23 protein-coding genes, 1 tRNA gene and 1 pseudogene are annotated in these 26,832 nt (G+C 66.9%); 13 read left to right on the top strand and 12 right to left on the bottom strand.

What is annotated here, in order from left to right; all coding sequences use genetic code 11:
• Positions 1 to 1,476, bottom strand: a 1,476-nt coding sequence (locus tag GT045_RS27865; protein WP_345942777.1) for a serine protease, incomplete at its 3' end; no start/stop codon positions are given.
• A gap of 84 nt (positions 1,477 to 1,560) precedes the next feature.
• Positions 1,561 to 1,893, bottom strand: a complete 333-nt coding sequence (locus GT045_RS27870; RefSeq protein ID WP_161335864.1) for a trypco2 family protein — start codon at positions 1,891 to 1,893, stop codon at positions 1,561 to 1,563.
• A gap of 319 nt (positions 1,894 to 2,212) precedes the next feature.
• Between GT045_RS27870 and GT045_RS27875 the strand changes: the two genes are divergently transcribed.
• Together GT045_RS27875 and GT045_RS27880 are read left to right on the top strand one after the other, a co-directional pair.
• Positions 2,213 to 2,677 carry a hypothetical protein gene (locus GT045_RS27875; RefSeq protein ID WP_161335866.1) on the top strand — a complete coding sequence of 155 codons (465 nt, stop codon included), beginning with the start codon at positions 2,213 to 2,215 and terminating at the stop codon, positions 2,675 to 2,677.
• A gap of 164 nt (positions 2,678 to 2,841) precedes the next feature.
• Positions 2,842 to 3,246 (top strand): annotated as a pseudogene (locus GT045_RS27880) (tyrosine-type recombinase/integrase); the annotation flags it as partial.
• Positions 3,247 to 3,743: 497 nt separating this feature from the next.
• On the opposite strand, the gene GT045_RS27885 reads toward GT045_RS27880, so the two are convergent.
• The 5 genes from GT045_RS27885 to GT045_RS27905 all read right to left on the bottom strand — a co-directional run bounded on the left by GT045_RS27885 (position 3,744) and on the right by GT045_RS27905 (position 9,374).
• Complete coding sequence (locus GT045_RS27885) at positions 3,744 to 4,574, bottom strand: PIN domain-containing protein (RefSeq protein ID WP_161335868.1); 831 nt, start codon at positions 4,572 to 4,574, stop codon at positions 3,744 to 3,746.
• A gap of 197 nt (positions 4,575 to 4,771) precedes the next feature.
• On the bottom strand, positions 4,772 to 6,319 hold the full coding sequence (locus GT045_RS27890; RefSeq protein WP_237538917.1) for a restriction endonuclease: 1,548 nt from the start codon (positions 6,317 to 6,319) through the stop codon (positions 4,772 to 4,774).
• 161 nt (positions 6,320 to 6,480) lie between these two features.
• Positions 6,481 to 7,143, bottom strand: coding sequence for a hypothetical protein (locus tag GT045_RS27895; protein ID WP_161335869.1), 663 nt, complete (start codon positions 7,141 to 7,143; stop codon positions 6,481 to 6,483).
• Positions 7,140 to 7,655: a hypothetical protein gene (locus tag GT045_RS27900; protein ID WP_161335871.1), complete on the bottom strand. Its 516-nt coding sequence runs from the start codon at positions 7,653 to 7,655 to the stop codon at positions 7,140 to 7,142. Before GT045_RS27900 ends, GT045_RS27895 begins: the two co-directional genes overlap by 4 nt.
• Positions 7,656 to 7,715: 60 nt before the next feature.
• Positions 7,716 to 9,374: a DUF6119 family protein gene (locus tag GT045_RS27905; RefSeq protein WP_161335873.1), complete on the bottom strand. Its 1,659-nt coding sequence runs from the start codon at positions 9,372 to 9,374 to the stop codon at positions 7,716 to 7,718.
• A 559-nt stretch (positions 9,375 to 9,933) separates the two neighbouring features.
• Here GT045_RS27905 and GT045_RS27910 point away from each other — a divergent pair.
• The 5 genes from GT045_RS27910 to GT045_RS27930 are packed head-to-tail and all read left to right on the top strand — an operon-like array spanning position 9,934 to position 19,669.
• Complete coding sequence (locus GT045_RS27910) at positions 9,934 to 11,346, top strand: N-6 DNA methylase (RefSeq protein ID WP_237538919.1); 1,413 nt, start codon at positions 9,934 to 9,936, stop codon at positions 11,344 to 11,346.
• Positions 11,343 to 13,409 carry a class I SAM-dependent DNA methyltransferase gene (locus GT045_RS27915; RefSeq protein WP_161335875.1) on the top strand — a complete coding sequence of 689 codons (2,067 nt, stop codon included), beginning with the start codon at positions 11,343 to 11,345 and terminating at the stop codon, positions 13,407 to 13,409. Before GT045_RS27910 ends, GT045_RS27915 begins: the two co-directional genes overlap by 4 nt.
• A complete protein-coding gene (locus GT045_RS27920) occupies positions 13,406 to 14,725 on the top strand; it encodes a restriction endonuclease subunit S (RefSeq protein WP_161335877.1) in 1,320 nt (439 codons plus the stop codon). Before GT045_RS27915 ends, GT045_RS27920 begins: the two co-directional genes overlap by 4 nt.
• Positions 14,726 to 14,782: 57 nt before the next feature.
• Complete coding sequence (locus GT045_RS27925) at positions 14,783 to 18,004, top strand: type I restriction endonuclease (RefSeq protein ID WP_345942778.1); 3,222 nt, start codon at positions 14,783 to 14,785, stop codon at positions 18,002 to 18,004.
• Between the two features lie 45 nt (positions 18,005 to 18,049).
• Positions 18,050 to 19,669 (top strand): protein kinase, encoded by a 1,620-nt coding sequence (locus tag GT045_RS27930; protein ID WP_161335878.1) that lies wholly within the window; start codon positions 18,050 to 18,052, stop codon positions 19,667 to 19,669.
• 129 nt (positions 19,670 to 19,798) lie between these two features.
• Here the strand turns inward: GT045_RS27930 and GT045_RS27935 are convergent, their stop codons facing one another.
• Both GT045_RS27935 and GT045_RS27940 read right to left on the bottom strand, forming a co-directional pair.
• Positions 19,799 to 20,035, bottom strand: a complete 237-nt coding sequence (locus GT045_RS27935; protein ID WP_161335880.1) for a DUF397 domain-containing protein — start codon at positions 20,033 to 20,035, stop codon at positions 19,799 to 19,801.
• Positions 20,032 to 20,913 (bottom strand): helix-turn-helix transcriptional regulator, encoded by an 882-nt coding sequence (locus tag GT045_RS27940; protein ID WP_161335882.1) that lies wholly within the window; start codon positions 20,911 to 20,913, stop codon positions 20,032 to 20,034. The genes GT045_RS27935 and GT045_RS27940 overlap by 4 nt, the downstream gene beginning before the upstream one ends.
• 221 nt (positions 20,914 to 21,134) lie before the next feature.
• Between GT045_RS27940 and GT045_RS27945 the strand changes: the two genes are divergently transcribed.
• Both GT045_RS27945 and GT045_RS27950 read left to right on the top strand, forming a co-directional pair.
• Positions 21,135 to 22,475, top strand: a complete 1,341-nt coding sequence (locus GT045_RS27945; RefSeq protein WP_161335884.1) for a hypothetical protein — start codon at positions 21,135 to 21,137, stop codon at positions 22,473 to 22,475.
• A 55-nt stretch (positions 22,476 to 22,530) separates the two neighbouring features.
• Complete coding sequence (locus GT045_RS27950) at positions 22,531 to 23,166, top strand: 2'-5' RNA ligase family protein (protein WP_345942779.1); 636 nt, start codon at positions 22,531 to 22,533, stop codon at positions 23,164 to 23,166.
• Here the strand turns inward: GT045_RS27950 and GT045_RS27955 are convergent.
• Positions 23,131 to 23,676 carry an ATP-binding protein gene (locus tag GT045_RS27955; RefSeq protein WP_161335888.1) on the bottom strand — a complete coding sequence of 182 codons (546 nt, stop codon included), beginning with the start codon at positions 23,674 to 23,676 and terminating at the stop codon, positions 23,131 to 23,133. The genes GT045_RS27950 and GT045_RS27955 overlap by 36 nt on opposite strands.
• 212 nt (positions 23,677 to 23,888) lie before the next feature.
• Between GT045_RS27955 and GT045_RS40070 the strand changes: the two genes are divergently transcribed.
• The 4 genes from GT045_RS40070 (at position 23,889) to GT045_RS27970 (ending at position 25,430) form a co-directional block, all read left to right on the top strand.
• Positions 23,889 to 24,296: a hypothetical protein gene (locus tag GT045_RS40070; RefSeq protein ID WP_237538921.1), complete on the top strand. Its 408-nt coding sequence runs from the start codon at positions 23,889 to 23,891 to the stop codon at positions 24,294 to 24,296.
• The gene (locus GT045_RS39105; RefSeq protein WP_170198239.1) at positions 24,296 to 24,472 is read left to right on the top strand and encodes a hypothetical protein; all 177 of its coding nucleotides are present in this window, start codon (positions 24,296 to 24,298) and stop codon (positions 24,470 to 24,472) included. Before GT045_RS40070 ends, GT045_RS39105 begins: the two co-directional genes overlap by 1 nt.
• Before the next feature lie 183 nt (positions 24,473 to 24,655).
• Positions 24,656 to 24,859, top strand: coding sequence for an FxLD family lanthipeptide (gene fxlA / locus GT045_RS27965; RefSeq protein WP_161335890.1), 204 nt, complete (start codon positions 24,656 to 24,658; stop codon positions 24,857 to 24,859).
• A 79-nt stretch (positions 24,860 to 24,938) separates the two neighbouring features.
• On the top strand, positions 24,939 to 25,430 hold the full coding sequence (locus GT045_RS27970) for a lantibiotic dehydratase (RefSeq protein WP_237538922.1): 492 nt from the start codon (positions 24,939 to 24,941) through the stop codon (positions 25,428 to 25,430).
• Between the two features lie 339 nt (positions 25,431 to 25,769).
• On the opposite strand, the gene GT045_RS27975 is transcribed toward GT045_RS27970, so the two are convergent.
• A tRNA-Pro gene (locus tag GT045_RS27975) sits at positions 25,770 to 25,843 on the bottom strand.
• A 65-nt stretch (positions 25,844 to 25,908) separates the two neighbouring features.
• On the bottom strand, positions 25,909 to 26,667 hold the full coding sequence (locus GT045_RS27980; RefSeq protein WP_161335892.1) for a Pr6Pr family membrane protein: 759 nt from the start codon (positions 26,665 to 26,667) through the stop codon (positions 25,909 to 25,911).
• Between the last annotated feature and the right edge of the window lie 165 nt (positions 26,668 to 26,832).

The following is a 26,832-nucleotide window of genomic DNA, read 5'->3' on the forward strand; positions in this document are numbered from 1 at the left end:
GTTGCTGTCGTTGCTGTCGTTGCTGTCGTTGCTGTCGCTGCTGTCGCTGCTGTCGAGGAGGGCGAGGAGGGCGGCCATCTGCACCGACAGCGGTGTGTCGTACTCGGGGCCGGCCAGCGCGGGCATCGCGTTCGCGGCGGACAGGGCGGCCGGGAGGGCCGCCCAGTCGGTGGCGGGGAAGAGCCGGCGCAGCCGGGTGCTGAAATGCCCCAGAGCCTGCCGGTAGGCGCCGGCGCGCTCTCGCGGGGTGTGGTGCAGGGCCGCGACCGGTGTGACGGGGGCGGTGGCCAGGGCCCGGCTGTGGGGGTGCTCGGTGGCCCGGGTCCACCAGTCTCCCGCGGCGCGGGCCAGGACCAGGACGCGTACGGGGCTGGTGACCTGGTCGTGGTCGACCGCCTCCAGCAGGGCGTGGAGCTGCGCGGTGCGGGTCTCGGCGTAGTCGACGACGACCAGCAACGGCCGGCGCACCTGGGACAGGGAGTCCAGCGGCGTCCTCGTACCGGTGGCCAGGCGGATCGCGGTCCAGCCCAGGCCCGTCATCCGGGCGGCCAGCTCGGCGGCGAGCCGGGTCTTGCCCGCGCCGCCCGGCCCCGTGAGCAGCCGGGCCCGCACCAGGTTCTGCTCCCACGCCCACCTCGCGGCCGGGCCGTCGTGGGGGGCGGGCCACGTCCGGTCCGGGGGCGGCTGGCACCAGCGGGTCAAGTCGTCGAGCAGGTCCTCGCGGCCCATGAAGGACACCACCGCCTGCTCCGGGCGCAGGAGATCAGCCGGGGAGCGGGGCGGCCGGGGCGTCGCGGTACGGTCGGTGAGGTGCTGCAGGTCCGCGGGCTCCAGCAGCATCGCCCGCCCGGTGTGCTCCTCGACCAGCTCCCGCACCACCGGATCCGAGGCCAGCACATAGGCGGGTACGGCCTCCAGCCGGGTGTGATGCCAGCCGGGCGGGTCACCGGCCACCACCCCGGTCAGCAGCGGCACCGCCCCCGGTGTGCTGCCGCACCACAACGCAGCCCCGGACATCCCGCCCCACGGCAGGGCACCCTCCCGCGGCTCGGCTCCCGCGTCACCGACCAGGACGTACCGGTCCCTGTCCCGACCGCTTTCCGGCAGGACGCGCCCGTCGACCTGAACGCGCGACACCGCGTCCCCGCCCGCCTGCCCCACGACCGGATAGCCCAGAGCCTGCGCGGGGCAGGGCCGTATGGTCACCAGCCGCCCCCACCGGACGGCGGGCAAGGGCCCGTCGGACAGGTCCTCCCGGGCCAGCAGCAGCGCCGCATCCCATCCCCGCGGGCCGTCCTCCAGCCGTTCCCAGACCACCTGACACGGCACCCGTCCGGCCCGGTACGGCAGTTGGACCGACACCCGCTCGCGGTCCTCGAGCACGTGCGCGGCCGTCAGCACCAGCCCACCGCCCAGCACGTACCCCGACCCCCGGGCACCACCGGACCGCACCACCGCCACCCGTGCAGTGTCCACCCCCGCCCCGCCTCCCCGATCCCTGTCCCCGGGTGCCTCTCCCTGACCCGCGCGGACCTCCCGAGGCGCGGGGGGCCGCCCCGGTCACTCGCCGAACCGGGACCCCAGCAACTCGCCCGTCCCGTCCGGCCGGTCGGTGTTCACGTGGTACGCGCCGCCGGTCCCGGTGTCCTTCGGTGTCAGCACCAGCTTCACCCGGTGCACCGACGCCCTCGACACCGACGCCTCCGCTCCGGCCGACACCACCCACGCCTTCAACCCGGTCTTGGCGCCACCCTCCTTGCGCATCTCCACCGAGAACTCCAGTTCCACCGGCCCCACCTCGAATCGAGGACCGCTGCCACTGCCCGCGGCGGCGGCCACCAACTCCGCCCGCAGATGCTCCACAGCCTCCGCGATCCCGATCTCCTCAGCCATCCCCGGCCCCTCCCTGCCTTTTCCGCCGCACGAACCGCTGTCCACGCCGGACGCCCCACCCACGCAGACGACCACCGCCTCCCACGAAGTTCCCGCACCATCCCACGCACCGGAAATGACCGGAACAGCCTGGACCCGATGCCGTATGTCATCGTTCCGCCGGCCGGGGAGAATGCCATCAAGGGACGAGCCATCGACACGACGCGCAGACACGAAGCGCAGACACGATGCGCAGAATCGGGCGCATCGGACCCAACGGAACCGACGACGTCTCCGGCGACGAATGGCGTCGCCCTCCCCTCTCACAGGAAGGCTGTCCATGAGATTCGTCAAGGCGGACTGGGATCCCGAGGTGCCCGGGTTCCGTCTGGACGCGCACGCCTACCTGGCCGAACTGCCGCGCCTGCGCCCCGCCCTGCCCCCGGGCGCCCGGTCTTTCGCAACAGACCCCGGGCACTATGACATCGGGGCCGCCATCCGCTGTGTGAAGGATCTGGAACTCACCGGGGTCCACCTGGCCACCGACAAGAGCGGCGAGTTGGTCCTGGACTTCGCACCCAACAGGTTCAAGCACGACACCGGCCTGCGCATCAGCTACTCGCGCGTGACGCACTTCTCCATCGACTATGAACACGCCATCGACTGGATGAAGGTCGACACCGTCCTCCTCGACGAGATCCTCCCCGAGGAAGGCGGTGGCTGCGTGCACGAGATCGCGCTCACCGACGGGTCGATCACCGTGCGGTGCGAGGATCTGCAAGCAGTCTGGACGGACGCGAACTGAGGGGGAGCCGGTGTGCGGAACAGCGGGCCGCCCGCCACCTGACGTGACCGCAAGACGCGCGGCCGGCGCGGCGCGTCCAGCGGAGAGGCGCGCGGATGATCCCGACGGCGCCGACCCTGTCCCCGCTTTCGGTCATTCGACCCGGAAGCCGATGCGAAATGCCCCGGAAGTCCCGGCGCACGCTCGCTCTGCCGGTGCGCTGCGTGGACGCTCTTGGGCAGCAGTTTGAAGATCAGGGCTGGGATCGGCTCGCCGTTGAGGACAAGTGGGAGGAACACGGCCTCGTCTTCTCCTCGGCCGTGGGCAAGCCTCTCGATGCCGCCAACGTCCGCCGTGCCTTCCGCCAGGCGCTCAAGGGCATCGACGGGATCAACCCTGACGAGTGGACGCCGAGGGAGCTGCGGCACAGCTTCGTGTCCCTGCTGTCCGACCGTGGTGTACCGCTGGAAGAGATCTCCCGTCTCGTCGGGCACTCCGGGACCGCCGTGACCGAGGAGGTCTACCGGAGGCAGATCCGGCTCGTGATCCAGACCGGCGCCATGGTCATGGACGGGATCTTCGGGGCGTAGGAGCGGCGGCAGTAGGCGCGCGGAAAGCGGTAGTCACGCAGATAGATACGCACGCAGAAACAGGTGAGGCACCTACGAATGTTCGTAGGTGCCTCACCTGCTGTTACGGCTGTCGGGGTGGCGGGATTTGAACCCACGACCTCTTCGTCCCGAATGAGGTTCGGTTGCTGATCTAGCCAGTGCGGATGGCGTTTTCCCTGTTCAGAGCGTCGGGCTGTCGTGGTCTCGGGTGGTCTCGAAGGGGCTCGGGGAGGGGGTTGGCTCCCAGATGGCTCCCACGGAGGCCCGTCACTAGGACGGTGGTCACTCTGCGGTCCTATGCGTTGTCCGCGGCTCGGCTACGAAGGCTGTCGACGTAGTCCGGACGGAGAGGAAGTCCTGGTCGGAGCCCAGCATGGGCTGGCGGACGGAGGCCGTCTGCCCAGGTCCGCGCCGATCCGGTCATGGCCATGAGGGCCTCTACTGCAATGCGATGAGGCCCTCAGTGCGCTGTGATCTCAGGGTTCTGTGTCACTCATGGCTGTGCCCGGCTTGCGATGCCGCTCGGGTAGGCGCAGAGTCTGCAGACCCATGTGCGCGGCGCGCAGACGCATGTTTGTGTCGTCGGTCAGCACCCGCGTGCCTGCGTCCGGAAGTAACTGGTTGAGATCGGCAGCGCACGTCAGGATGGCTGTGTCCGCCTCCGTGCCGGGTTGGCCGTGCCTCGTGCCGAGGCTGACTTCAAGGGTGGCGTTGTCGGTGAGTTTCACCGGCTCGCCAGGGGTGATGCCAGTCAACTTCTGGTCGAGATAACGGATCGCGGTGGCGGCGCGCTTGGCCAGCAATCCTGCGCCGTATTTCTGCCGGTCCAGCTCCTCAATGACGACAAGGGGCACCACGAGGCGGGCGGACGAGGCGTCAATGCCCTCGTCTTTGAAGAGCTGGCGCCAGTTAATGGTGTGGGGCTGCTCCCACCAGTTCAGAATGTTGGTGTCCAGGACCACCGGCACGCCGGGGCGCTCCGCGTACTGCTTGAGCTGTAGTAGCTCTTCCTCAGCCAGCTCGAGCGTCGCGATCTGCGTGCGCAACTCGCGGTAGACCACGCGGCCAGCCTCCGGTCCCATCCCGGCGACGGGGAGCAGGTGCCAGTACGTGGGGGACAGCAGGCCGCTGGCGAGGTCAGGCTCGGTGAAAACGGCCAGATGCGGCAGGGCCTGGTCGACCGCGATCACGTAGCTCTGCCAAGGCGACTCGTACCTCTGGCCCGATTGCGCGTTCGTCAGCAGGTTTAGGGCTTGGCGCAGCTCTTCTTGGGCGTGCTCCAGGGTGATCCCTGGCTTCAGTCTCATGGCCGATCACGCTAGCCGCGCAGCGCGGAGGAGGGGTCTCTTTCCTGAGGGGTACAACGCGGACAGGGCCCAGCAGGCAGGCGTTGCTGGGCCCAGCTGTTGCTGTGACAGCTCTACCGGATGCACGTCCACAACACGGTTCTCTGCCACTGAGCACCCGCTGTGGTTGACCGTCTACCGGCCTCGGCGCTTCCCGATTAGAGCAAGCCGGCCTGCTGAAGGACTTGGGTGTTTCCTCTGTAGGGGTAGTGATGGCCGTGTTCAAGGCTTTTCTGCACCAGGTTGCCCTTCTCCTTGTCCGCGTGGAAGGTCGACCACGTATGGCATGTCTCGCACACCTCGCAGGTGAGGAAGGGCCTCAGAAGGTATAGGCGGTGGTCACGGTCCGCGAGGTACAGACTTCCTCTTTCGATTTCATTGCTTGCGTACTGCATGGTCGATGTGGGTACTACCGGGTGGTCGCCCATGAGGCGCCGGAGCATGAGCGTTGCCTCACCTTCGAAGGCGTCCCAGCTCGCGGATGTCACGTGGATGAGGGGTAGGTCAGCGAGGAATCGGGCGCGGAACACCAGGAGTGAGAGGTCCCGGAACGCTTCCTCCAGAGCGGCGGGAAGAGTGACGGCGTCAGGTCCACGCCCGTGGGCCTTGGCATTCCGTCGGTCGGCGAGGCGACCACGTGCCTGCTGGGCTTCATCACTGCCGAGAAGGGTTCCCAGCTCGTGGAGAGGGTGATCCATCCGCAGTCCGCGCCGCTTCCTGTTCCCGCTGATTTCCTGCAGGACAGCGGTCCACTCTCCCAGCCCTGGACCGCCCGGTGCACTGGACAGCTTGCGCTGAAGCGCCCCTATGGAGGTGAGCTCGATGGTGGCTTCCTGCGCGAGGGCCCCGGTGACCAGGGCGCTGTAACCCAACAGGACTTCGGCTGCTTCAAGAACGGCTTCGTAGGCTGGCCCGAGGTCCTCTGCGCTCATCCGAGCCTCGACTTCCCGCCACCGTAGCGCGACCGGGTAGGGGAATCGCGTGCGGACGATATAGCCGGGATCATCCAGCTGGGCAGCAGCTTCAGCTCGCAAACGGGTGAGCCGGCCAGCCTCAATGATGGATCGCCGGGCATCCTCCAGGCTTACGTCTATGTCGAAGACGGATCCGGCCAGGGTCGTTGCTTCAGCGCTCCAGCCACTCATCCGCCGACCAGCCGTGTCTAGTTCGTCGAGCGCGGCTGAGAGTGCTTCGTCAGCCTTCGGCAGCATGAGCGAATGAAGGTCCTTGGGCGAGAGTCGTATCCGGCCAAACGCGCCTTTTGCCAGGCGTCCGACGTCTTCGGAGCGCAGGAAGGCGAGGATCAGGCGAGCGTGCTCCGCGGTCAGAGTGCCGACAGGGCGGAGGACGAGGATGCTGCCGACGGCAGCCGCGGGCAGGTCGTGTTCCTCGACACGGGCTGCCTTGGGACGACCAGTGACCACTTCGGACAGCAGTAGGTCGCCGGCTTGAAGGTGAAAGCGGTCCGGCACATCGTCCCGCCAGACATCGGCTTCCTCGTCGGGTTCGGCGATCGACCCGTCCCGGCCGAGATGCCTGAGCCATACCAATCGGACGGCCCCCGGCTGATCGGCCGCGCAAGCCCCCTCAGATGCTTGGGCCTTGACGGCGTAGCCGCGTTTGACGCTGCTGATAACCGACTCGAAGGGTACGGCCAAAGCCGGCGCTTGATGCGTGCCGTCTGGTTGATCACTGGAGCTGGACAAGGCATTCCCCCTCGACTTCGTTGACGGAATCTTAAGGATCTATATCTCGATCGGCACGGCGGCCGACGCCCAGGGTCCAGGGAGGTGGTTCGGCCATCGACGGGACTTGGCTCGCTCGACGCACCTAACTGGGGAACTCATCTCCTATAGAGACGGCCATCTCACATGCCCGCCTTCCAGTTCCGGATGGCCTGGTCAAGGTGGGAACGGAGCCGAGCCGACGCGTCCTTGCCCGGCAACAGCTCGTCGTACGTCTCGCTGGGCTTGTTCGCGATGAGCGCGGCCAGATTGGACGAGCTCGTCGACGGAAACACCAGGGAACAGCGCTTCTGGCCAAGTTCTGTGGACAACCCCAGGAACGCACGGCCGATCCCGAGGCCGGGTGAGGTGCTGTAGTTCTTCGCCTCGATCGAGGCGATCAGCCCCCTGCTGTGCCGGGGATGGACCGCACCCCGGCGGCTGCGTTCTGCCTCCAGGTGGTCGATGACGGCTACATCGCATTCATGCGCGACCCGCGAGCTGCCGAGGACGTACACGCCGAGGTGGATCTCCAGCTGCTTCTGCAGACCGGGGAAGGTCACCAGCGCGTAGGTGAAGTCGCCCGACCACAGGTTTCCCGGAGCCCGGCGGAACCGGAGAGCAGAGGCAGGGCTGCTGCCATCCTGTGTCAGCAGCACCGTGCCCCCGGCGGACTGTGCTGCCTCCAGTGCAAGGACCAGCAGCGAAGCCTCGTACAGGTCCGACTCGTCCGCGTCGTTCCTGTAGACCTGGCTCAGGACACCGATCGCCTTCTCAATGGCGAGGATGAGGTCGGTCCTGCTCATCGGGCACCCTCCGGCTGCATCTCGTCGAGGCCCTCGGAGAGGAGGTCCCGCACGGTCTCCAGCACGACCCTGGCCCGCTCCGTTTCTTCACGAAGGTGAATGAAGGACAGGTTCTCCTCCTCGGGGTCACCGAATCGGATCTCCTGCTCCATGCCCCGCTCCATGGTCAGCTTCAGGGTCGCCTGCCGAGAGGCGTACATGGTCTCGGCAAGCGTGAGGAGCGCCTCCCGGATCAGTTCGACGCGTTCCTCGCCGCTGTACGGGATCACGGCGACGTCGGTCTTCCCGAGAGCCGGCAGATGCGCTTCCTCCAGCCTGCTGGCCCTCTCGTGCCTCTCCTCACGCCGGAGCTTCTGACCGGACACCGCACGGCCCCGTTTGAGCTCCTGATCCAGCTGAGCGGCCAGGTCCGGGAAGTCGGCCTTCAACCGCTCCATGACGAGTGCGTACTGCTCGCTTTCGACGCTCACTTCTCTCCTTGCTCGCCGTCCCGCGCGGTACGGCAGTTTCATGGGATGCGTTGTCCGTGCTGGGGAACCTCGGCATGTCGCCGTTCAGACGGAAGACGTCCGTCAGCGTGTGATCGCGACGACCTCGACCGTGGCTCCCATGCCCTGGAGGGCGGTAGCCGCCTGAAGGAGCGAGACCTGGGCGAAAGCGAACAGAGAGTCGACGGTGATGGGCTTTCCTCCCTTGAGGAGGATCGCGAAGACAACGGTCGGTGCGCTCAGCGCGTCCATGAACGAGTCGCCGGAGCGGGTCTCGGCGAGACGGGCGAGGAACTTCTGGCGCACATCTGCGTCGTACCGGAGAGTTTCGATGGAGACCCGGCCCTGAGCGAACAGGTGGTTGAGGTCAGCGGTGCTCTTGTCCGCCTTCTTGACGTGGATGAGCTGGCCTTCGGGGCCGAGGAGGTCGCAGATCTCCAGCCCGCCGCCCTTGAACTTCTTGGTTCGGACGGTCTTCTTGTCAAGCAGGGTGTATCCGGGCTGCTTTGCCGCCTGCTCGTTGTACCAACCCTCGTCCTTGCCCTTGGGCCACGGGGGCAGGATGACCTTGGTGGAGCGGTCGAGCAGTTCCTGGATGCCGTCCTCTATCGCGCTGAGGTACTCCTCGCCCACCTCGTACCAGACGCCCTGCCAGTAGAAGTAGTGCGCAGCGCCCTCGACGACTTCGGCCGTCAACCAGCGGTGCGCCGCGACCTTGCGGCTGATCGGCTCCTCGGCGGACTGGTCGCCGAACATCTGAACACGTATGTCCTTGAGCGTCTTCAGGCGGCTTCCCGCAGGCAGATCGCGGACAGAGGCGAGGATGTGGTCCAGTTCGAGCTCTTCCACGGCTTCCGTCTTCGTGCCCTTGGAGATGGTGAAGGTGTCTGCGAAACCGAAGCGGTCCAGACATTCACTTGGCGCACTCAGGGCCATCCGCGGCGCATCCGGGTTGGCCAGCATCTCGTCGAGCTTGCCGTCGAGTCGTCGTACGAGTTCTGTCTTGCCTCTGCCCTTGAGGGAGCGGACACGGGCGACGAGATCGAACCCGGGGAGCGGTTCGGGCTGATCGCAGATGTCCTCGATGGCGTTGAGGTCGCTCAGGAGTTCCGCCGACGTGCGGGCGAGGGGAAGCTTGACGGAGTTGTCGCTGCCGGTGATGCGCGCGGAACGGTTGCCGTCCTGGGTGTAGGTGAGGGTGATACCGGAGACGGTTCCGGTGATCTTGCTGACTATGTCGCCGAACCGTTCGATGCCGAAGCCGCGGATGTGCTCGCCGCGCGTCGCGGTGTTCTCGTCGGTACGACCGCGGGCGTCCATGAGGTGGTGGCGGACCAGGGTGATGCTGTTCTCGTCGAGGCATCGAATAGCAAACTCCAGCCCGAAGCCGGAGTCGAGCCGGGACGATTCGATCATGAGATGGCCCATGCCGTAGGTGAGGGCGTAGACGGATCTCCGGGTGCGGACCAGCAACAGCCCCGCGGCCGTCCGGTTCTCCTCGTGAGCGGTGAGGCCGGTGAGGGACTCGGCGACCTCGCACCAGGCGCTACGGCCACGGGTGATGGTGCCAGTGACCAGGAGGCCCTGGAGGCCGCCATGATCGAAGGGCGCGGCCTTGAACCCCTCGCGGCTCAGATAGTGCTCGGAAACGACGGTGTTCAGATCAAGGCCAGGGCCTTCCGGGGTCCTGATGCGGTACAGGGACGCCTTGTGGGTGGTCGGGGGCTTCTTGTTGCGGGCCATGGCTGTCACCTTTCGCCGACGTATCGGCACGGTCGATGGGCGGTGGAACGGCTCGTGCGGGAGAGGGGGCTGAGTCAGTCGCGGCCCGGTAGGTGCTGAAGACGAAGCATCGAGCTCGTGCGAGCGGCTTCGCGGCCGGCAGCGGCATCCGGAATGTGAGGGGTAATACGGCGAAGAGCGAGGGGCGCCACGTGGAGCGAGTGCTCACCGCGGCGACCACCGAAGGGTGACACTAGATTGTTAGCACTGTCAACGCGCTAACAGATTTACTTGATCACCACGGGCGTGTACCGTCGGTCTCATGTCTGATGAGGGAACCGCTTCGGCGTCCGTGGTCACGGCTGCGCAGATCGCGCGGCTCGCGGGTGTGACCAGGGCCGCTGTCGCAAACTGGCGACGGCGTCATGACGACTTCCCCCCACCCGTGGGCGGAACTGCGGCAGGCCCACTCTTCTCGCTCTCCGAGGTGGAGAAGTGGCTTATGGGCCAGCGCAAGGGGCGTGGGGCCTCACCGGAAGTCGCTCTCTGGCAGTTTCTGCGCACGGCTCACGGTGACGACATGACCACCGCGCTCGCCCACATCGGCTCCACGCTGAGCGGAGACGAGTCCGGTGAGTCCGGGGAGGTGCCCGACGAGCTGTCCAGCGCGGTCGACCGGCTCGTCGAAGAGCGATCCGCGCCTCAGCTCTTCGAGGACCTGATCAGCCGGTACCTCGCCTCCGTCGGCCGAAGCGGTGCTCAGGCGGTCTCCTCGTCCCGGCTCGTCCGCGCCTTCGCTCACTGCGCGGGCACGGCGGACGGATCAGCGTACGATCCCACCTGCGGCATCGGCTCCCTCCTTCTCGCAGTGGCGGGCCCACGGACGACCCTGCTCGCCGGCCAGGACACCAACCCCGGCCTGGTGCGCCTGGCCCGGCTGCGCAACGGCTTCGCTGACGGTCCTCCGGCGCAGGTGGAGGCCGGGGACTCGCTTCGGGACGACCGCCTTCCCGGCCTGCGGGCTCAACTCGTTGTCTGCGACCCGCCCTTGGGACAGCCCGACTGGGGGCGCGAGGATCTGTTGCTCGATCCACGCTGGGAACTCGGCGTCCCACCGCGCGCGGAGAGCGACCTCGCGTGGCTCCAGCACTGCTACTTCCACACAGCGCCCGGCGGACGCACGATCATCGCGCTGCCGCCGTCCGCCGCCTACCGCAAGAGCGGCCGCCGCATCCGCAGCGAACTCGTACGCAAGGGGCTCCTCGTCTCGGTGACCGCTCTCCCCGCCGGCTTCGCGAGCAGCCACAGCATGCCGCTGCTGCTGTGGGAGCTCCGCCGCCCCGCCATGCCCGGCGACGAAGTCCGCTCCGTACGCATGGTCGACCTCACAGCCATCGACCCCGACGGCCCCCTCGACCCGGCTCCGGACCAGGTCGCCGACGTACCTCTGATCAACCTGCTCCGCGATGACGTCGACCTCAGCCCCACCACGTACGTCACCGCCGCCCAGCCCGACTACCCCGATGAGTACGCAGAGTTGCGCCGAGCAATCGGAGAGCAGCTTCGCGAACTTGCGGCACTGCTCCCGGCCCTGCCACCGGGTCCCGGCGCAGGCACGATGGACGAGCTGAACGCCGTCGATGTCAGTGACCTTGCCCAGGCTGGGCTGGTAGCCACGGAGGGCAGCGAAACCATCTCCACGAGCGACCAGCTTGACACCGACTACCTCCGTGGATTCCTCCGTAGCGCTGGCAACACCCGCCGCAACACTTCCAGCACGGGCACACACCGGGCCGATCTGCGGGGCGCTCAGCTGCCGCAGATGGACATCGAACAGCAGCGCCGTTACGGGGAAATCTTCCGCGAGTTGGGAGAGTTCGAGCGGAGGATCAAGGAAGTTGCCAAGATGAGCGACCGGGCTGCCCAGCTCGCCTACGACGGTTTGACCAACGGCGCTCTTGCGCCAGACATGACACGAAAAGGTGACAAGTGAGCGACACCAACCAGCAGTTGGCCGACTTCATCTGGTCGGTGGCCGACCTGTTGCGCGGGGACTACAAACGGTCCGAGTACGCCAAGGTCATCCTGCCGCTCACCGTACTGCGCCGACTCGACTGCGTACTGGAGGAGAAGGGAACCCGCCAGGCGGTCCGGGACCGCGCCGAGTCGTACACCGGGGAGCGCCCGCACGCACTGCTGCGGGCCGTGGCCGAGCTGCCCTTCTACAACGTCTCGAAGCAGGACTTCAAAACCATCGGCAGCGACGACAAGAACGTCTACACCAACCTGAAGGACTTCATCCGGGGTTTCTCCCCGGAGGCCACCGAGATCATCGACCGCTACGACTTCCACATCCAGATCGAGCGGCTGAACGACGCCGGTCTGCTGTACCAGGTGGTGAAGAAGTTCTCGGACATCGACCTCAGCCCCAGGTGGGTCAGTAACCACGACATGGGCTATGTCTTCGAGGAACTCATCCGTAAGTTCGCGGACGCCTCAAACGAGACCGCCGGTGAGCACTTCACCCCGCGCGAGATCGTCAAGCTGATGGTCGAGCTGCTGCTGGGGCCAGACGACAAGGCGTTCCTCCGTCCCGGACAGGTCGTCGACATCCTCGACCCGGCATGCGGCACGGGCGGCATGCTCGCCGCGGCCGAGGAGCACATCAAGCAGATCAACCCGGACACGAGGGTCAACCTGTACGGGCAGGAGATCAACGCCGAGTCGTACGCCATCTGCCGCTCAGACATGCTCCTGAAGGGACACGCGGCCGACAATATTCGCTTTGGTAACTCCTTCACGCGCGACTGGCACGAGGGCTCGACGTTCACGTACATGCTGGCCAACCCGCCCTTCGGGGTCGAGTGGAAGAAGTCCGAGAAGGCGGTGAAGGAGGAGCACGAGGAGAAGGGCTTCGCCGGTCGCTTCGGCGCCGGGCTGCCCCGCATCAACGACGGCTCCTTCCTCTTCCTCCAGCACATGCTCCACAAGATGAAGCAGCCGAAGAAGAATGAACAGGGCGAACTGACCGGTGGCTCGCGCATCGCGATCGTCTTCAACGGCTCCCCGCTTTTCACGGGTGGGGCTGGGTCCGGGGAGTCCGAGATCAGGCGCTGGATCCTTGAGTGCGACTACCTGGAGGCCATCGTCGGATTGCCGGACCAGCTCTTCTACAACACCGGCATCTCGACGTACTTCTGGATCCTCTCCAACCGCAAGCCCAAGCAGCGCAAGGGCAAGGTCATCCTCCTCGACGCGCGGAGCGAGTGCGTCAAGCGCCGTAAGTCGCTCGGCGAGAAGCGTAAGGAGATCTCCGAGGAGCAGATCCGCCACATCTGTGCCATGTACCGCGACGCCGAGCAGATCGCGGCGGATGAGAACCACCCCGACCACGCCAAGATCAAGATCCTCCCCAACAAGGAGTACGGCTACAAGCGCATCACCGTCGACCGCCCGCTCAAGCTCCGCTTCGAGGTCACCGAAGACACACTGGCGCAGTTGGCCGAGTCCGCTGCCCTCGGGAAGGTCCTCGGCGACAAGACAACCGACCCGCAGGAACTTGCCAAGCGGCAGAGGGAGTTCGCGGACGCACTCAAGCCGCTGATCGGCGGGGTGTGGCGGACGAAGGCAGAGGCGTGGGACGCCCTACACAACGCCATTACCGCGGCCGGCCTGCTCTGGCCCTCCTCCGCCACTTTCCAGAAGGCTCTTCGAGACGCGGTTGGCGTGCGCGACCCCGAGGGCGAGGTGCAGTACCTGAAGGGGAAGCAGCCTGAACATGACCCGGAGCTACGTGACGCGGAAAATGTTCCGATGGACCAGGACATCGACGAGTACCTGGAGGCGGAGGTGAAGCCGCACGTCAATGATGCTTGGATTGCTGAGATCAAGAACCCGAAAACGAAGACGACCGAGCGATACAAAGAGGGATACGAAATTCCGTTCACGCGGCACTTCTATGTATATGAGCCGCCGAAGCCACTTGCGAAGATCGATGCGGAGCTGAAGTCGCTTGAGGCGAAGATTCAAAGGCTGCTGGGCGAGGTAACCGCGTGACCACTACTGCAGAAATTCGCTACCGCCAGTTTCCTCTGCGGCGATTCATTACGGATATTACTGACGGACCCTTCGGCAGCGCTCTGACTAGCAGCCATTACGCTGATGAGGGTGCTCGTGTAATTCGACTGGGGAACGTTGGGTCTGCTGTCTTTAAGGATATGAATGCCGCTTACATCTCTCTGGATTACTTCAAGGAACTCCGGCGTCACGAGGTCCTTCCTGGAGATCTAATCATCGCTGGACTCGGCGACGGTAATCATCCTGTGGGTCGCGCATGCGTGGCTCCTGGCCATCTAGGCCCTGCGATCGTGAAGGCGGATTGCTTCCGTGTTCGGCTCGATGAGAAACGTCTTACTCACCGATATGCGGCATGGGCTCTCAGCTCATCTTTCGTGTCTGATCAAGTGTCTTCGCTGACACGCGGTTCAACGCGCGCTCGAATCAACCTTGAGGTGGTGCGAGACATTCAGCTGCCAATCCCATCCATGGAGGAGCAGCGCCGGGTTGCCAGCTTCCTAGACGCTGAAACTGCCCACATTGATCGTTTGGCAGAAATGCGTAAAGCTCAGATTGAACTGTTGGACCTGCGACTTACGCAACTGGTCGATGGCGTTGTTGCGGGCGATCGCGACGCACTTAATGAGATCGGCGGCGGCTGTGAACAGAACACCTGGCAGGATGGAAAGGTATCACGCTTTTGCGAGGTGATCCCAGGATACGCGTTCCCAAGTTCTGGATTCCTAACCGAGGGCGGCGGGGTGCGGCTTCTTCGAGGCATCAATATCGCGCCCGGGAGGATCGTATGGGGTGACGTCGAATACTGGGACGTTAACTCCGCCCCGGTTCCGCATCGATTCGCTTTGCGCGAAGGAGATCTCGTAGTCGGAATGGATCGCCCCTGGGTGGCGGGCGGTGCGCGCATCGCCTCCATCAGGCAATGTGACCTGCCTGCGCTCCTCTTGCAGCGAGTTGCCTGTTTGCGCCCAAAGTCTCCGAACATTAACACGAAATTCATTTACTGGGTTCTCCGTTCCACGCAATTCCGCCTCGCCGTCGAGTCGGAAATGACCGGGGTTTCCGTTCCTCATCTCAGTGGAGATCAAATCGGTGGTTTCCGTTTCAAGTTTCCGGAACTGCAAGCTCAAGAAAATCTAGCAACGGCACTCGAAGCGCAAGCTGCAAAGACGGAAGAACTAAAGACAGCAATTTCAGAACAGGTCGCGCTCTTGGCTGAGCGGCGGCAAGCTTTGATCACCGCGGCCGTCACAGGCCACTTCGACGTCACAACTGCTGGCCGTTCGTCCGCCATCTGACGGATCGCTTTCCATTGCGTCGTTGCCCAGTCCCTCTGTCCGAAGGAGACACCTTCCGTGCCCCTGACCTCAACCAGACACCGCGTTGACGACGAGTCGGCCTTCGAGACCGCCGTCGAAGACGCCCTCCTCACGCACGGCTGGGAGCGGGGCCTCGCCAACACCTACAACCACGAGCTCGGCATCGACACGTCCGAGCTCTCCGTTTTCCTCGGCGCGACGCAGAACGACGCCTGGCTGCGCCTTCAAGCCGAGTACGGCGCCGACGAGAAGGTCGCGATTCAACGGTTCGCCAAGCGGATCGCCCAGCAGATCGACTCCCGCGGCGTCCTCGACGTACTCCGCCACGGCGTCGTCGACAAACGGGTCAAGTTCCAGCTGGCGTACTTCCGCCCCGCGCACACTCTCGCGGTCGGCGCGCTGGACAACTACAACGCCAACAGGCTTACCGTCGTCCGGCAGTTCCACTACTCCGCGAAGACGCCCGCCAAGTCCGTCGACCTGGCCTTCTTCCTGAACGGGCTGCCGCTGGCCTCAGTCGAGCTCAAGAACCACACCACTGAGCATCCACAGACCGCCGATGACGCGATCCGCCAGTACCGCACCGATCGCGACCCGAAGGAGCTGTTCTTCGCCAAACGGACCCTGGTGCACTTCGCCGTCGACCCGACGCTGGCGTTCCTCACCACCCGCCTGGCCGGGCCCAAGACCCGCTTCCTCCCCTTCAATATGGGGTCTGGCGGTCCGGGGCAGATCGGCGGCGCGGGGAACCCCAGCCGCGCCGAGACCGACGGGACGTACCCAGTGTCGTACCTCTGGCAGCAGGTCTGGGCGCGGGACAACTGGCTGGAGCTGCTTGAGCGCTTCCTTCATATCGAGGATGCACAGGCGAAGGCCGGCAAGGCTCCGTCGCACCGTCCGGGCAGCGCGCACACTCAGCCGATGATCTTCCCCCGGTTCCATCAGTGGCACGCCGTGCGACAGCTCACCGCACACGCGGCCCAGCACGGGGCCGGAGAGAACTACCTGATCCAGCACTCGGCGGGCTCCGGGAAGTCCAACACCATCGCCTGGCTGGCGCACCGGCTGTCCTCCCTTCACACCCCCGAGGACCCGGCGCACCTGGGCGAGGCTGTCCGTGCCAAGGGGCTGGGCACCAACGAGCCAGTGTTCGACAAGGTCATTGTCATCACGGACCGCCGGGTCCTGGACAAGCAACTTCAGGACACCATCTTCCAGTTCACCCACACTCCCGGCGTGGTGCAGCGGATCGATGAGGACTCCGCCCAGCTGGCCGAGGCGCTCACCGGTTCCACGGCTCGGATCGTGATCACCACGCTCCAGAAGTTCCCGTACGTCCTGAAGAAAGTCGGCGGACTCGGCACCCTGCGCTACGCCGTGATCATCGACGAGGCGCACTCCTCCCAGGGTGGCGACGGCTCGGCGGCGCTGAAGAAGGCTCTCGGCGCGCACACTGTCGACGAGGACGGCGACCCGCTCACCGCCGAGGCGCTGGCGCGGGGCCAGCAGCCGAACATGTCGTTCTTCGCGTTCACCGCCACGCCCAAGCCCAAGACGCTCCACCTCTTCGGCGTTCCCGTTCCGGACAGCGACGAGTACGCGCCGTTCCATGTGTACTCGATGCGCCAGGCCATCGAAGAGGGCTTCATCCTAGACGTGTTGGGCACGTACGCCACCTACGGCACCTACTTCAAGCTGCAGCAGGCGGCGGCCGAGGAGGCCGAGCGGCAGGTGGATCCTCGCAAGGCGCGTGCCAAGCTGGTGCGTGCGGCCCTGATGTCGGACGCTTCGATGGCCTCACGCGCGAAGATCATCGTGGAGCATTTCCGATCGCACACCGCGGACAAACTCGGCGGACGCGCGAAGGCCATGGTCGTTACCCCCAGGCGTGAGCACGCCGTACGTCTCTACCAGGCCATCCGCAGCTACATCGAGGAGCGCGGCCTCGCCGACTGCGGCACTCTCGTGGCCTTCTCCGGCGCGGTCAAGGTCAACAGCATCGAGTACACCGAGGCGAAGCTCAACGGTTTCCCGGAGAAGGAGCTGCCTGGCCGCTTCGGCTACGTACGAGCGGACGACCCGAGCGCCCCGACCATACCCAAGCCTGAGTACCGCATCCTGGTCGTGGCGGAGAAGTACCAGACAGGCTTCGATCAGCCGCTGCTGACGACGATGTACGTCGACAAGCCCCTGGCCGGCGTCGCCGCCGTGCAGACGCTCTCCCGGCTGAACCGCACTCATCCGCTCAAGTCCCAGGAGGACCTTTTTGTCCTGGACTTCGCTAACAAGCCCGAAGTGATTCTGGACGCCTTCCAGAAGTACTACGAGGCGTCACTGACCGAGATCACCGATCCCAATCTGCTCTTCGACCGGCTGGACGAGGTCATCGCGTACCAGCTGCTCGTCGAGTCCGAGATGGACGCCCTCGTCAAGGCGTACTTCGAGGCTCTCGACGGTGGCCGGGCCACCGAGGAGCAGATCATGAAGGCCCACGCCAAGCTGTACCACTACACCGCCCCGGCCGTGGACCGCTTCAACGCGCTGGCCGCCCAGGAACCGGACAAGGCGGAGGACTTCCGGCGCGCCCTGGAGTCATACGTCAAGGCATACGGCTGGCTGTCGCACGTCATCGGTTTCGACAGTACGGAACTCGAACGGCTCTTCCAGTACGGGCGGTTCCTGCTCAGGCGGCTGCCCCGCCAAACCGGTACCGCCGCCGCCGACATAGGGGAGACGGTGCCCAGCCACATGCGGGTGCAGCAGACGGGCACCCCGGAGCTGAAGCTGGAAGCCGCTGGTGCCCAGGTGCTGCCCGGACTGGTGCCGGAGGCGGCGGGCTCCGCACCGGAAGTCGAAGAGCGGTCTCTCATGGAGATCATCGACGAGCTGAACGAGGAGCACGGGGCAGGGCTCACCACCGCGGACCAGATCCTGCTCGGCCAGCTCGTCGTGACCATCGCCGAGGACCCGGACATGCAGCAGCTGGCCCTGGCCCAGGACTCGGAGACCTATGGCCGCGAACTCGCCAAGGACATGGACGGCTTCGTCATCAAGCAGGCACAATCCAACGACGCCCTGATGGTCCGCTATTTCGACGACGACAACGTCAACCGCCTGTTCAAGAAGGTGGCGACGGCACAGTCGTACAACCTCATCCGCCGCCCGGCACGACGGGAGGCAGACCGGCAGGCGACCGCAGAGCGAGCCGCCCAGCTCAAAAGCGGCGCTCACAAGCGCACGGAGCCCCCTGCGCCGTAGCTTTGTCACGCGATCAGTGCAGCAATCGCACCGAGAGGGAAGCCGATGGGGGACGGGACACCGGAGCAGGACGGGGCGGAACCGGCGAGAGTGCTCGCTGGCCGCTACCGGTTCAAGGAGCCGATCGGCTCTGGTGGCATGAGCGACGTCTGGCAGGCGTACGACGAGCGGTTGGACCGGCGCGTCGCGGTCAAGTTGATGCGTGTCGAACCGTCCCCCGCCCCGTTCGCGGCTGGACGGGCAGGTCAGGACGAAGCGCTGGAGACCAGGCGCCAGCGCTTTCTCCGGGAGGTCTGTACCACCGCCGACCTCCACGACCACCCTGGAATCCCGGCGGTCTACGACACAGGCGTCGACGACGAGACCGGCCAGCTGTACATCGTCATGCAACTGCTGAAGGGACGTGAGATCTCGACCTTAATCTGGGACACGGACTACGACTACGAGCCGCTACCGCTCGCGTGGGCAGCCGCCATCGGCGTGCAGATCGCCTCCGTCCTGGACGAGGTCCACCGCCGGGGCATCGTGCACCGCGACATCAAGCCGGCGAACCTGATGCTCACCCCCGGCGGAGTGGTTAAGGTGCTCGACTTCGGTGTCGCCGCCCTCCTCGGCGCCGGGACACACCCCCATCTCACGCAGGAGGGCATGACGGTCGGCACTCCCGCGTACATCTCGCCTGAACAGTGCCTTGCCAACACGGTCAGCCCAGCCGCCGACATCTACGCCCTCGCCTGCGTGCTCTACGAACTGCTCACAGGGCGTACCCCTTTCACGGCATCGGACGACCGTTCCTACCTCTGGCACCACGTGCACAGCGAGCCGCCGTCCGTCAGGGTCCTGCGCCCCGATGTGCCCGGCGAGATCGAGCAACTGCTGCGAGCCATGCTGGCGAAGGAGTCCGAGCAGCGAGTCGCCGCAGCGGCTGTCTACGAGGCGCTCCTCCCCCACGCCCTCAAGGGCACCCCGCCCGGTATTCTCCCGCTGCTGGCGTCCGATGGCCGAGACCTGGACCCTTGTCGGCCGTTCACCCGGCCCTTCGGTGGCTGGACCCACCTCACCGCGACAGACACCCCGGTTCCTGCCCAGCCTCCCGCCGCAACCAGGCCACTGGCGGACGACGAATTCGACGAGGCGGTCGACCGAGCGGCGAAACTTACCGAGGAAGGCCAGTTCGCGCAGGCCGCAGACCTGCTCACGGACGCCCTGGCGCGGGCGGCGGATGACACCATGATCGAGGATCTGAGCCTGTCCTTGGCCCATGTGCACTACCTGGGTGGCTCCTTCCGTGAAGCCGCCGCACTCTTCGAGCGGGTCGGTACGGCGCTGAGCGGTCGGTACGACACCGGCGACGCATTGGTCCAGGAGTGCCGGTACTACGCGGCCCAGTGCCGCATGGAGCTCGGTGAGTCCACGGAGGCCCTGGCAGCCTTCGGCGCCTATGTACGGCAAGAGCCGGACGAGCACGACCAGGGAGCTGTCGACCGGCATCTCGATGCGCTCGCTCGGATCATGCGGCTGGAAGCCGGGGCTGAAAGGTTCTCTCAGGCGCGCGCCGCTGCGGTCGTCCTCCGTGACGCGATGGGACGTTACCGAGGCCCTCAAGCACCAGAGCTCGCGGAGATCGACGGCTTCCTTGCCAGGCTCCGCCGACTGACGGATTAAGTTGGTGGGGTGCAGCCGTGGGCTTCGGTGGCCCGGACCGTGCCATAGGCATGCCCCCGCGACGACCGCCGATGGCTGCGCCTACTACGACGACCATCACGGCTTCCTCCTTACGCCCCAGCTCTCTTCTCAGCCCCAACGCTCACCGAGGGGCCCGCGGGCAATTCCACTGACCAGCGCGTGCATCGCGGCCTTCGAGAACAGCAACGGCCGGCGGCCGATGTCCTTGGAGTCGCGCACTGCGGCGTGTTCGCTCAGTTCCGCGACTTCCACGCAGTCGTTCGCACCCCCGCTGTACGAGCTCTTCCGCCACCGCGCGTGCGCGAGATCGACGTCGTGCTGGGCAGTCGTGCTGGGCGTGCTCACTCTTCGAGCTCCTTGCTGATGCGTGCGATGCGGGTGCGAGTCTCCGACGGGTCGAGGGCGCTGTCTCTCAACTGATCGAAGGTGTCCGTGTAGTTGTCCACGTCCTCCGGGGACTCGAGGTACACAGAGTTCTTGGGATTCTCCAGCCACACCAGGCCCGGCGTGGGGGGCGGGAAGGTCAGAATGACGAACGGGCCGTACAGCCCGGGATGCGCGCCGAGCGAGAACGGCAGGAGCTGCACGGTGACGTTCGGCCGCTCGCTCGTCTCCACCAGCTTCCGCATCTGGTCGCGCATCACGTCAAAGGAGCCGACCGTCCTGCGCAGCACGGCTTCGTCGAGGATCGCCCAGAGCCTGGCGGGGGCCTCACCGCCCAGGCGGCTGTTCTGCCGCTCCATGCGGACCCTGACCAGGGACTCGACCTGCGGCGGGGACAGGTCCTTCCTCATCTGGGAGATCACGGCACGCGCGTAGTCCTCGGTCTGGAGCAGCCCCGGCACGAGCATCGGCTGGTAGCTGGCGAGGTGCGTCGCGCCGGCCTCCAGCGCGAGGTACCCGTCGTAGCGCGTCGGGGTGAGCACCGTCGAGTACTTCCGCCACCAGGGCTTCTGCTGTTCCTTGTCCGCTCGCACGAGGTCGAGCACGTCGGCGCGCCGGTCCTCGTCCTTGACGCCGTACAGGTCCAGCAGTGCCCGGACGAGGACCGGCGTCGTGCCGCGTTCGCCGTTCTCGATCCGGCTCAGCGACCCTTGGTTGACCTCCAGTTGGTCGGCGACCTCGGTGAGGGTGAGTCCGGTCGCGTCACGCAGTTCCTTCAGCCGTGCCGCGAGCTGTCGCCGGTACACCGACTGCGGGACCAGGCTTCTCTTCAAGGCCATGCCGGAAGTCTCTCCGTACCGGTGACACCTCTACAACCCATACGGGTCAACTTGACCAGACATATTGCCTAGTTGGTGGTTGCGTCGGCATGCTGTCAGGAGTCACGGCGCGCGTTCGTACGGGCATGCGCCGCAGCCGACCGATGGGCGGGCGGGCCACGACCTCGCCACCGGCACGCGCCTTCGCGTCGGTCCTGCACGCCGCACCAGGAGGGTGGGCCATGCCACGGACAACGCTGCTTCGGCAGCTGCTCCAGCAACGGCACCTGACGACGCACGAGGCTTTCGCCGCCCAATACGAGCGGGCCGCCGCCCGGCTGGCAGAGCTCGACCGAGACCCCCGCCTGGCGTCCCTCCAGGTCTCTCCACGCCAGTTCGACCGCTGGTACGGCGGGGAGTTGCTGACTCTGCCCCGTCCTGACGCCTGCCGAGTTCTGGAGCACATGCTGGGCAGACCCGTGTCCGAGCTGTTCTCCACGGCGTACGACGGCGACTCCGGGCATGCCCGCGACGAGGAGCCGAGCACGCGCCAGCAGGCGACGAGTGCCCCTCCGCCACGCGAGGACGACGAGAACCCGCTGGACATCGTCACCCGGATCCGGCAGCTCACCGCCAGCAACGCCGACGACGCGACCCTCGCCTTCCTCGACCTCTCGCTGGAGGGCATCGCCAGCCGGTACGAACAGGACGGGCCGTACGCTCTTCGCCCCCAGACCCGCCAGGTACGGCAGCTCGCCCGCACCCTCCTCGACGGCCGCCAGCCCCCACGCACGCGCCGGGAGCTCTTCCGCCTCGCCGCCCGTGCCTCCGGCCTGCTCGGATACATGGCGGTGAACACGGGCGACTTTGCGCTCTCGGAGGCGTACTGCACCGAAGCCCGGGATCTCAGCCGTGAGATCGGCGACCTGGACACCGACCTCTGGGCCTGCGGAACCCTCTCCTTCAGCCTCTACTACGCCGGCCGGTACGACGAGGCGGACGCCTGCGCGGCCGCGGCCGTCGAGCGAGCCCCGCGCCACGCCCAGTGCATCCGCCTGCTCGCCAACGGCCAGGCCCGGGCCCTCGCCAAGACCGGCGACCGGCGTGCCGTCGAGCAGGCCATCGGACAGGCACTCCGCCTCTCCGACCTCCACGAGGTACCCGTCGGGCTCACCTCCTGCATCTCCTTCGAGCCGTACGGACGGGCCCGGACGCTGGCCAACGCCGTCACGTCACACGTGGCGCTGCGCAACACGGCCCAGGTCCTGCGCGACGCCGAGCACATTGACGATCTGGTGGAGCACTCGTCCTCCTCCTGGAGCCGTTCGCTCGTACGCCTCGACGTCGCCACAGCGCTGCTGCAGCAGCGAACGCCCGACATCGACCACGCGATGGCGCTGGGCCGTGAGGCCCTGCGGTTGTGCGGGGACTCGCCGATCAGCTCCGTCTATCAGCGCTCCCGTGACCTGCATGAGCAGGCTGGGCCGTGGCGTGATCACCCGGCGGTACGCGATTATGGCGATGAGTTCCGGACCTGGAGCTCGCAGCCAGCGGCCCTGGCCATGGCGTCATCCGCGTCGTAGGCGCCGTGGGTGTCGTCGTACTCCGGGGCAGTGTGAAGCCGAAGGAGTACGTCGGGTGCCCCTGCTCAGCGCCGATCCCGCCGCGTTTCCCGCCGAGCCTCCCGCCGACACGCACGATCCGGCGGTCACCGCTGCCCACGACTGGGCGGCGTTCAGCGCACTCGACGAGATGACCGACCACTGGGCACGCCCCGGTTGGTCGGACGGCAGCCGGGCGTACTACTGGATGCTGACCTTCCCGGATGATCAGCCACTCGCGACTCTCGCTGGGCACTGCCAGGATGAGCTGGCACCCCTCGGCCTCGACCCGGTGCCGGCGGACGGACTGCACATCACCCTCGCCCGAGTCGGAACGCCCGGCGTCGTCACCACCGGCCAGCTGGACAGCCTGACGCGGGATGCCGAGGCGCTGTTGCCCTCCGCGTTCTCCGTACGCGCCATGCCGCTGGCCGGCTCCCGAGGCGCCGTCCGCCTGTCCCTCGGCCCCTGGGAGCCCCTGCTCCGGCTGCACCACGTGCTGGCCAAGGCAGCGAGCAGCGTCGGTCTGGCCCCGAAGAAGCCGACGTCCGCATTCCGGCCGCACCTGAGCCTCGCGTACAACAACCGCCGGCGCCCCGCCGCGCCCGTTGTGGAGACGGTCTCAGGACTTCGCGCTCTACCGGCTGTCGAACTCTCCGTGTCCGCCGTCTAGTTGGTGGAGCTCCGCCGTGAGGGGCGGACGTACCGCTGGGATGTGCGGAGGAACGTCGCGCTCGGGTAGCCCGCTGGCGTCCAGGGCGAGAATTACGACCACTTCCTTGCCGATCGTGGTCGGCCGGACGGACCACGCGGAGGCCAACTCGCTGACGAGCAGCAGTCCGAGACCACTGCCCGTCAACTCATTCACCGACTCCTCCGCAGAGCGTGCCCGGACCCTGGAGACATCCCGTCCCGCGTCATGAACGCGCAGTACCGCCACGTCCCGGTAGACCTCCACACACATGCAGTCCGGTCCGCTGGCTGTGTGCCTGAGCGCGTTGCTCACGAGCTCCGAGGCGATCAGAACGGCGTCGTCGACCCGCTCCGGCGCGGCACGTCCATCGAGGAACTCTCGTACGTGTCTCCGCGCGAGGCCCGAAGGCTCGGTGCAATCGGCCAGCTTCACCCAATGACGCCGTACTGGCGTCCGCCTGCAGAGGCGCTCTTCGTTCACCGCGTCCATCGCCGCTTCTCGTTTCCGCTTGGCACTGGACCGATCAGCCTCGCTACGCCTGAGTCGCGGCGGTACGCCGCGGCTCCGCCTCCTCGCGCAACGCCGGACGGCGGACGAACGGCGTGCTGACGGCGTACCGCCGCCGACTGCCCCCGACGAGGCTCTTCGTCGAGGCGCCGGACCCTTGGCGTCTCGGCTCACCTGGCTGGAGGTAACGCGGAATGAGCGGCAGTGCGAGGCAGACCGCACCACACGAGGTGCCCCCGGGCACGCGCCTGGTGTTGTACGCCTGTCTGCCCGCGTCACTCGGTGAGGCCGCCGACCACAGCGTGGCCAGCGCACGGCGGTACGTGGCCGATGCCGGCTGGGAGGCGGTCGAGACGTACGTCGACCGGGCGGCACCGTTCGAGAGCCGCGCCCTGTGCGAGGGCTGGCACAACGCTTTGGCCGCGGTCGAGCAGGGGAAGGCGGCCGGAATCGTCACCCCCCTGCTCGTGATGCTGGGGCATCTGGAGGAGGACAGGGCGAACCTCGCTGCCTGGCAGGCTCGGACCGGGGCGCTGATCACGACGCCGTGGGCGGTCGTCGACGCCGCCGGATCCACGGCCTTACGGCGGTCGGCGGCGTGATGACCACCAAGCGTCAGGGGGTTCTCCGGCAGCTGCTCGGCCAGGTCGGATGGGTGCTGCGGCATCCGGCGACGTACGTCGGTCGGTTCGGCTTCGGCACCTTCCAGGTGCTGTTCCTGCCCGTCCTGGTGACCGGCACAACGTTGACCACGCTCTACGCGGGCCAGTTCCGGTAGCCCCGGCCCGTGTCCTCGACCCCCCTCTCCTGATGCTCCGAATCCATTCCCCCACGAATCCGGTCAACCGGAGAGGGGCCGCACCCAAGGTGCGAATGCAGAAACCCGGCCCTGCGGCACTCCGTACGCAGGCCGGACAGCACAACGAACCGTTCGGATCCTTCCGACAGAAGAGGAAGTGCGATGACCGCAGCCATGCTCAGCCCGATCACGACGGCCACCACCGGGGCGTCCGTTGCGACGGCCGTCCCCGGGGCGCCCGCCGACCCGTTCGACGTCGACCTGACCATCGTCACGGAGGTCGGCGCCGACCTGCTTCCCAAGGCGTGCGGCACCGGTGACGGGTGCGCGGCCTCTTGCGCCTCGTCCTGCGCGAGCGCCGTCTGACGGCGGCTTGTGCACGGGGTCGGGGGCGCAACCGCTCCCGACCCCGCCCGTTCACAGCACTGATGGCGGAGGCATTGGCATGGGAAGCGACGACGAAAAGCTCTACCAGCACACGGGCGCGGCGCTGCTCCGAGCCGCCGCGATGCCACTGACGAGTCTGCCGGGGTGGTGGCCCGATCCCTCCGACACGGATGCATGCGGCAGGTGGCTGAAGCAGGTGTGGGCTGGTGCGCGGTTCGTCGACGCCGTACGGCAGGCGAGCGGCGATCTCGCCACGCGGGTCGACGCGATCTGCGCCGGGCAGCCGGCACGTCCCAAGCAAGTCCGGCGCGCCGCCATGGCCACCGTCCGCTACTTGTTGCGCGCCACCGGGCGACCGACCCCGTTCGGCCTCTTCGCGGGAGTCGCCGCGGCCAGCGTGGGTTCGACGCCACACGTGAGGTGGGGAGATGCACACCAGGCCGTGGCGCGGGTGGACACTGAGTGGCTGGACGACGTCATCGTCCGCTTGGAGGTGTGCCCGGCCCTGCTGGAGCGCCTGGATGTCGTCCTTAACAATTGGGCATGGTGATCAGGCGCCGCTCCTTGAGCGCGCGGGCGGTGAGAGCGAACTCGGGGCTGTCCGACGTGACGGGGTCGGATCCGCCTCCGATGCGGGTGAGGAGAGCGAGCTGCCGGTCATTTAACGGAGACCATCGGTGCATGTCGATCGTCGTACCGTCTGTTCTCTCCTCGGCACAAGCCGTGGGGTGACTCTTGCGGAGCGCAAGGTGTACTCGAGGCGGAACACCTCTCGCTGGGAGCCGCTCCCCGAAGTCGGCTCCCCAAATGGCTCCCAAGCTGGGCCCACAAAGCAAATCAGGCCCGGCGCTGATCTCTCAGCACCGGGCCTGACCTGGTGTTCTAGCTGTCGGGGTGGCGGGATTTGAACCCACGACCTCTTCGTCCCGAACGAAGCGCGCTGCCAAGCTGCGCCACACCCCGGTGTCGCTGCTTGTCGCGGCGACGACGTTTACTTTAGCCCACCGGTGGCTGTAGACGAAATCGGTTCAGGCGCGGTGGCGGATCGGGGTTGGGCGGCTGTGGTCCAGGCCCACCAGGAGTACGGAGAGGGCGTACATCGCGAGGCCCAGCAGGAGGGCGTTCGCCAGCGTGCTGCGGTAGCCGTGGGCCGTCACGTCCAGGAACGGATAGAGATAGCGGGACGGATCCGAGGCCGGCAGGAAGGCCGCCCGGATAAGGGTGAAGGCCAGATAGGCCAGGGGATAGAGGAGCCACGCCGCGGCCTGACGGAGGTGGAGGCGTCCGGCCGGGGTGAGGAGGAGCCAGTCCAGCACCGCCGCCGTCGGAACCAGCAGGTGCAGGACCTGGAGCGCCGTCCACTGGGCGTGCCAGCGTTCCGGGACCGCCGTCGCACCGGTCATGGAGAACCGGGGCGTCGTATGGGCCAGGAGCAGGTGGTAGACCAGTGCCCCGACCACGGCGTAGAGAAGCGCGGCGCCTGTGAGGGCGGACGGGAGCGCGCGCCGGGCGCGCCAGGCCCTTGCGGCCGACAGGAGCATGACCACGGTCAACAGGATGTTGGCCTGGACGCTGAAGTAGCTGAGGATGCGGGCCGGGGGGCCCAGGAGGAGTTCCAGCGCTACGCCTCCTGCCGCCGCCACGGCGGTCATGAGGCGGAACATCGCGATCGCTGGGCGGCGGATCGGGGCCACCACCGCCGAGGCCGGGACCGGCGCGGGCAGCAGTATCGGTGGGCCCGGGACCGCGGGCAGGTCCGGTATGTCCCGGGGTATCGGGGCGGTCATGCCCCTCACGCTAGGAGTGGGGAGAGGGAGGGGCCATGTGGGTTGGGCCGGGTGGGTGAGGCGGTCCGAGCGCGGTGGCTCGGGTGGCGGGGCTCGGGTGAGGTGGTCCGGGCGAAGTGGCTCGGGTGAGGCGGCCCGGGTGGAGTGACCCGAGGGGGAGGGGGA

This window comes from Streptomyces sp. SID486, assembly GCF_009865385.1.
Lineage (GTDB): Bacteria > Actinomycetota > Actinomycetes > Streptomycetales > Streptomycetaceae > Streptomyces.